This window comes from uncultured Spongiibacter sp. (genome assembly GCF_964011655.1).
Taxonomy (GTDB): domain Bacteria; phylum Pseudomonadota; class Gammaproteobacteria; order Pseudomonadales; family Spongiibacteraceae; genus Spongiibacter; species Spongiibacter marinus.
The window spans coordinates 1-4,666 of sequence record NZ_CAXGPO010000061.1 but is presented as its reverse complement, the minus strand read 5'-3'; the positions used below and the strand labels follow the sequence as shown (position 1 = coordinate 4,666).

Below are 4,666 nucleotides of genomic sequence, written 5' to 3'. Positions count from 1 at the left end.
CCTGCCTTGGCCGCCGCGATCGCGGCCACCGCAGAGCCACATCCGAAGTCCAGCACCCGCTTGCCGCGCACCAACTCGGGGTGGTCAATAATATAGCGCGCCATAACCTGGCCGCTCGCCCAGCAAAAACACCAATAGGCCGGGTAGTTCATAATGCGCTGAATTTGCTCACTGTCGAGCAGGTGCTGGGGGTAGGCTTCATCGAGCAACCACAACTCCAGCTCGGGCGCTAAAGGCAGGCGCTGGCGGGATAACTGCCCATGCGGGAGGTACTCGCGCAGACGCGCTTGCAGTGACGGTATTTTCATCATTTGTCCTGTTTTTAAGGCCGGCGCGATATGAGCAACGGTAAGCAGTCAAGCGCCAGTCCGCTCTCGGCGGCGATAGTATACGGACTAGCGACCGCTACGTCGGCGTCCAATTCAGCGAAATTGATGCCGTTTGAGCACTCGCCTCACGCACACTGATCACGCATAATTTAGCCAGCCACTGTCGAGAGCCTACCGTGTCACAAGCCACTGAATTTATCGTGCCCGCCTGCAATGAGTCCCACCGGATTCTCTATGAAGACGACGACCTGCTGGCCGTGAGTAAACCGGCGGGCTTATTGTCAGTTCCCGGCCGTCACCCGGCCAATCGCGATAGCCTGATAAGCCGTATTCAGCAGCAATACGCCGATGCATTAATTGTGCACAGACTCGATATGGCCACCTCTGGCCTGATGTTGATTGCGCGGAATAAAGACAGCCACCGCCGCCTGAGCCAGCAATTCGAGCGACGCCAGATCACCAAGCAATATCACGCCGTCGTCAGCGGCTGCGTTGCCCCTGCCCAAGGCATAATCGATCTGCCGCTGGCCTGCGACTGGCCGCGTCGCCCTCGCCAACATATTAACTTTGAGCACGGCAAGTCTGCACAAACCCTCTACGAATGCCTGCGCCGCAGCGACAGCCATAGCACCCTGCTGCTCAGCCCCATTACCGGTCGTTCCCACCAATTGCGTGTGCATTGCGCCAGTATTGGCCACCCGATCCTCGGCTGCGAGTTCTACGCCCATGAACAAGCCAGGCAGGCATCGGCCCGGCTGTTACTGCACGCCAGCGCACTCAATTTGCACCACCCCAGCACGGGTAAAGCGATACAATTTACCTGCCCGCCACCCTTTGCCGTTTAACGGAAAAACATCTTTCACTGTTGCTGGAGACGTATAGTTACCGGTGGGGTTTTTCCTGCTCTAAACTATAGCCAGTGCACGAGGATAGGCTGGTGGTTGAAACGCAAACAAACCGTGATGGCAGCCAAATTGTGCTGCGCCCGAACCGTTCCGCCAGCTGGCAGAGTAACCGGCGCATCTTAGCGGCCATCGCGGGACTCAATCTGGTATTTGCCTCAGGGTTTCTGGCTATTGGCGCATGGATGATCTTGCCCTTTATGGGGCTGGAATTATTTTTGCTCTGGGTATTACTGCGGCGCGTCTTTGGCAAACTGCAGATTCAACAAGTGATTCACATAAACGAACAGCAGCTGCGTATTGAAAGCGGTTATTTTTGCGCAGAGCAACAATGGCAGTGGCCACAGCAACACAGTGGCATATTGGTGCTGGAGCACCACCACCCCTGGGCACCCCTGGAAATCAGCTTGTGCTGCCGCGCAAAAACCGTTCGCGTCGGGGCATTTTTAAATCGCGAAGACAGCGTTGAATTGCTGGCGGCATTAAAACGCCTGGGACTGCGCGTTCAGCAACACAGCCGCCCCGACACGCTGGCAATGTAGGCTGCTTAGTACACCGTTATTGCGACGCCGCCAAGCGCTACAGACTCGGCATGATAGTAGCCGGGCTCCAGCGCATTCATGCCGCCCAGCGCGCCAGTCAGCAACCACTGCTGAGGCGTGATGCGCCACCCCATGGCAACACGTTGGTTGACCAGCGCTAACAAGGCCTGCCACTGACCGCCACTCACGCCGCCGCCATAGGACTGTGCGATCATTGACGCATCGCGAAACAGTCGCAACGGCAGGGCATCCAGGTCGAGGCCCTGCGGAGACACGCCATTGCCAATAACAAAATATTTACCGGCGACATTGGCGCGAACAATCTCTTTGGCGGTGGGGCTAGCCGGCAATAACGCCAAGTCGGGCAACTCGAGTGCAATGGCCACGCGGCGAACGATCGACTGCAGCTCTGCCACGCTGGCAATGGGCGCTTCCACCGCTTGGTTTAACTGAAAGGCCAACTCCAGCTCAACCATACCGCGGGAAAAATCCGCCAGCGCGACACGCTCACCCGAGGCCCGCTGGCCCGCCGCGCTCAAACTGCCATAAACCGTTCTATCGCTGCCAAAACGCTGCTGCGACGCGGCGTTACTCAACCCCGCCTTAAAACCAGCGGGCGCCCCGGTATGCTCGGCAATAAAGCGGATATTTTGCTCGACATAGGCCTGTTGCCACGCCACCTCTGCTGCCCACGTGGGCAGCGCCCACAGCCATACGGCAACGAATACGAAAACTCTATTCACTCACATCCCTCTCTGATAATTGGGCAGGCAATTCTGCCAGGCTTTTCACGCACACGCTCGGTGCGATATCCCAGGGGTCGTACACTGCATTGGCGTCGCGCTTTACCCATGCCGCTTGCATACCTGCACTGCGCGCGCCGATCACATCAAATGGGTTAGACGACACCAACCAACTGTGCCCGACAAGGCCACCCGTTGACCGCAGAAAATGTGCATACACGGCTGGGCTAGGCTTAAACACGCGCACCTCCTCCGCACTCACCACCCCCTCAAACCAATCGCTAATTTCTGCCTTCGCCAGGATAGCCTGAACATCTGCTTTAGCCCCATTGGAGAAGGCGAAAAGTCGATGGCCCTCGCCGGCCAGCTGCGCCAGCACGTCGAGCACATCGGCAAAAATTGGCAGCTCGGCGTAGGCGGCAATCAACGCGCTGCGCTGCTCACGGGAAAGGGGCTGCGCCATGACCTCACAACAATAATCCAGGGCCTGGCGCGTACACACAGAAAAATCGGCATAGTGCTGCATCAGTCCGCGCCGAAAGCTGTACTCCAATTGTTTCTCCCGCCAGCGCGCAGCGAATACCCCTGCGAGATCACCCATAAGCTCACGGAGCGGGGTCTCTATCGCCGCCGTATTGACCAGCGTGCCGTAGACATCAAAGCCCAGTATTTTTGACATAGTGACCCGCTCCTTTATTCAACGCCATCAGGCGGTGCACCAAATTGGCGAAGCGCTCTCGATCGCTGCAGCGCAAGCTAAACCAAACCGTTCGCCGCCCCCACCTCTCTGATTGAGCAGTCTGGCAGCAATTGAGGTAAAATGCGCGCCGTCTATATAGCGAGGTAGCCATGGCCACACCCGACAACACACCGCAGAAAAACGCTGACAAAACCCAAAAAGTGGGATTTGTTAGTTTGGGCTGCCCGAAAGCGCTTGTCGATTCCGAGCGCATACTCACCCAGCTGCGCTTAGACGGCTACGAGGTCGTTCCCAGCTACAACGATGCCGATGTTGTGGTAGTGAATACCTGCGGCTTTATCGACAGCGCAAAGCAGGAGTCGCTGGACGCGATTGGCGAGGCGATCAATGAAAACGGCAAGGTCATTGTTACTGGCTGCATGGGCAAAGGCAGCGACGCCGAAGCCATTAAAAATGCCTACCCAGAAGTCCTCGACGTAAGCGGCCCGGCCGCTGTTGACGCCGTTGTGGGCGCGGTTCATCAGTATGTTCCCCAGGACGACAGCTACCAGCCTCACCGCGACTTGGTACCGCCGCAGGGTGTGAAACTCACGCCCCGGCACTATGCGTATTTAAAAATTTCCGAAGGCTGCAACCACCGCTGCAGCTTTTGCATTATTCCGGCGATGCGCGGCGACCTCATCAGCCGCCCGTTGGCTGAGGTGGTCGATGAGGCCAAGCAGCTGGTCGCCGCCGGCAGCCGCGAACTATTGGTCATCTCGCAAGACACCAGCGCCTACGGTGTGGACACCAAATACAAGCTGGACTTTGTCGATGGCCGCGCTCTGGAAACCCGCATGCAAGACCTCGCCGTTGCACTGGGCGAGCTCGGCGTGTGGGTACGCATGCACTATGTCTACCCCTACCCCCACGTAGACAAAATGATACCCCTCATGGCTGAGGGCAAGATCCTTCCCTACCTGGATATTCCGTTTCAGCATGCCAGCCCGCGTGTGCTCAAGTTGATGAAGCGCCCAGGCAATCAGGAAAAAACGCTAGAGCGCATCAAAGCCTGGCGAAAAATCTGCCCCGACCTGGTAATACGCTCAACGTTTATTGTCGGCTTTCCGGGCGAAACCGAAGAAGACTTCCAGTTGCTGCTCGACTGGCTGGAAGAAGCTCAACTGGACCGCGTCGGCTGCTTCCAGTATTCACCCGTCGATGGGGCCAGCGCCAACGACCTACCAGACCCCGTGCCCGAAGACGTGAAACAACAGCGCTGGGAGCGCTTCATGGAAGTGCAGCAACGCATTTCCGCAGAAAAGCTGCAGCAGCGCATCGGCCAGCAATTAGAAGTGTTGATCGATGTCGTCGACGAAGAAGGCGCGATTGGACGCTGCTATGCGGATGCCCCCGAGATTGATGGCAAAGTCTACCTCGATGGCGTTACCGACCTTCGCCCAGGCGATGC

5 protein-coding genes and 1 pseudogene are annotated in these 4,666 nt (G+C 57.6%); 3 read left to right on the top strand and 3 right to left on the bottom strand.

Translation table 11 applies throughout. The features are described from left to right. A pseudogene (locus ABNS66_RS15720) lies at positions 1-308 on the bottom strand (protein methyltransferase); the annotation flags it as partial. Between the two features lie 197 nt (positions 309-505). Here ABNS66_RS15720 and ABNS66_RS15715 point away from each other — a divergent pair. Together ABNS66_RS15715 and ABNS66_RS15710 are read left to right on the top strand one after the other, a co-directional pair. Beyond that, the gene (locus ABNS66_RS15715; protein WP_286695818.1) at positions 506-1,174 is read left to right on the top strand and encodes a pseudouridine synthase; all 669 of its coding nucleotides are present in this window, start codon (positions 506-508) and stop codon (positions 1,172-1,174) included. 92 nt (positions 1,175-1,266) lie between these two features. Beyond that, the gene (locus ABNS66_RS15710) at positions 1,267-1,773 is read left to right on the top strand and encodes a DUF2244 domain-containing protein (protein WP_286695819.1); all 507 of its coding nucleotides are present in this window, start codon (positions 1,267-1,269) and stop codon (positions 1,771-1,773) included. Between the two features lie 5 nt (positions 1,774-1,778). Here the strand turns inward: ABNS66_RS15710 and ABNS66_RS15705 are convergent, their stop codons facing one another. Then, a complete protein-coding gene (locus tag ABNS66_RS15705) occupies positions 1,779-2,516 on the bottom strand; it encodes a hypothetical protein (protein WP_286695820.1) in 738 nt (245 codons plus the stop codon). Then, positions 2,509-3,195 (bottom strand): haloacid dehalogenase type II, encoded by a 687-nt coding sequence (locus ABNS66_RS15700; protein ID WP_286836907.1) that lies wholly within the window; start codon positions 3,193-3,195, stop codon positions 2,509-2,511. Before ABNS66_RS15700 ends, ABNS66_RS15705 begins: the two co-directional genes overlap by 8 nt. A 170-nt stretch (positions 3,196-3,365) precedes the next feature. Between ABNS66_RS15700 and rimO the strand changes: the two genes are divergently transcribed. Further along, the coding region (gene rimO, locus ABNS66_RS15695) for a 30S ribosomal protein S12 methylthiotransferase RimO (protein ID WP_348655392.1) at positions 3,366-4,666 on the top strand (1,301 nt) is incomplete at its 3' end.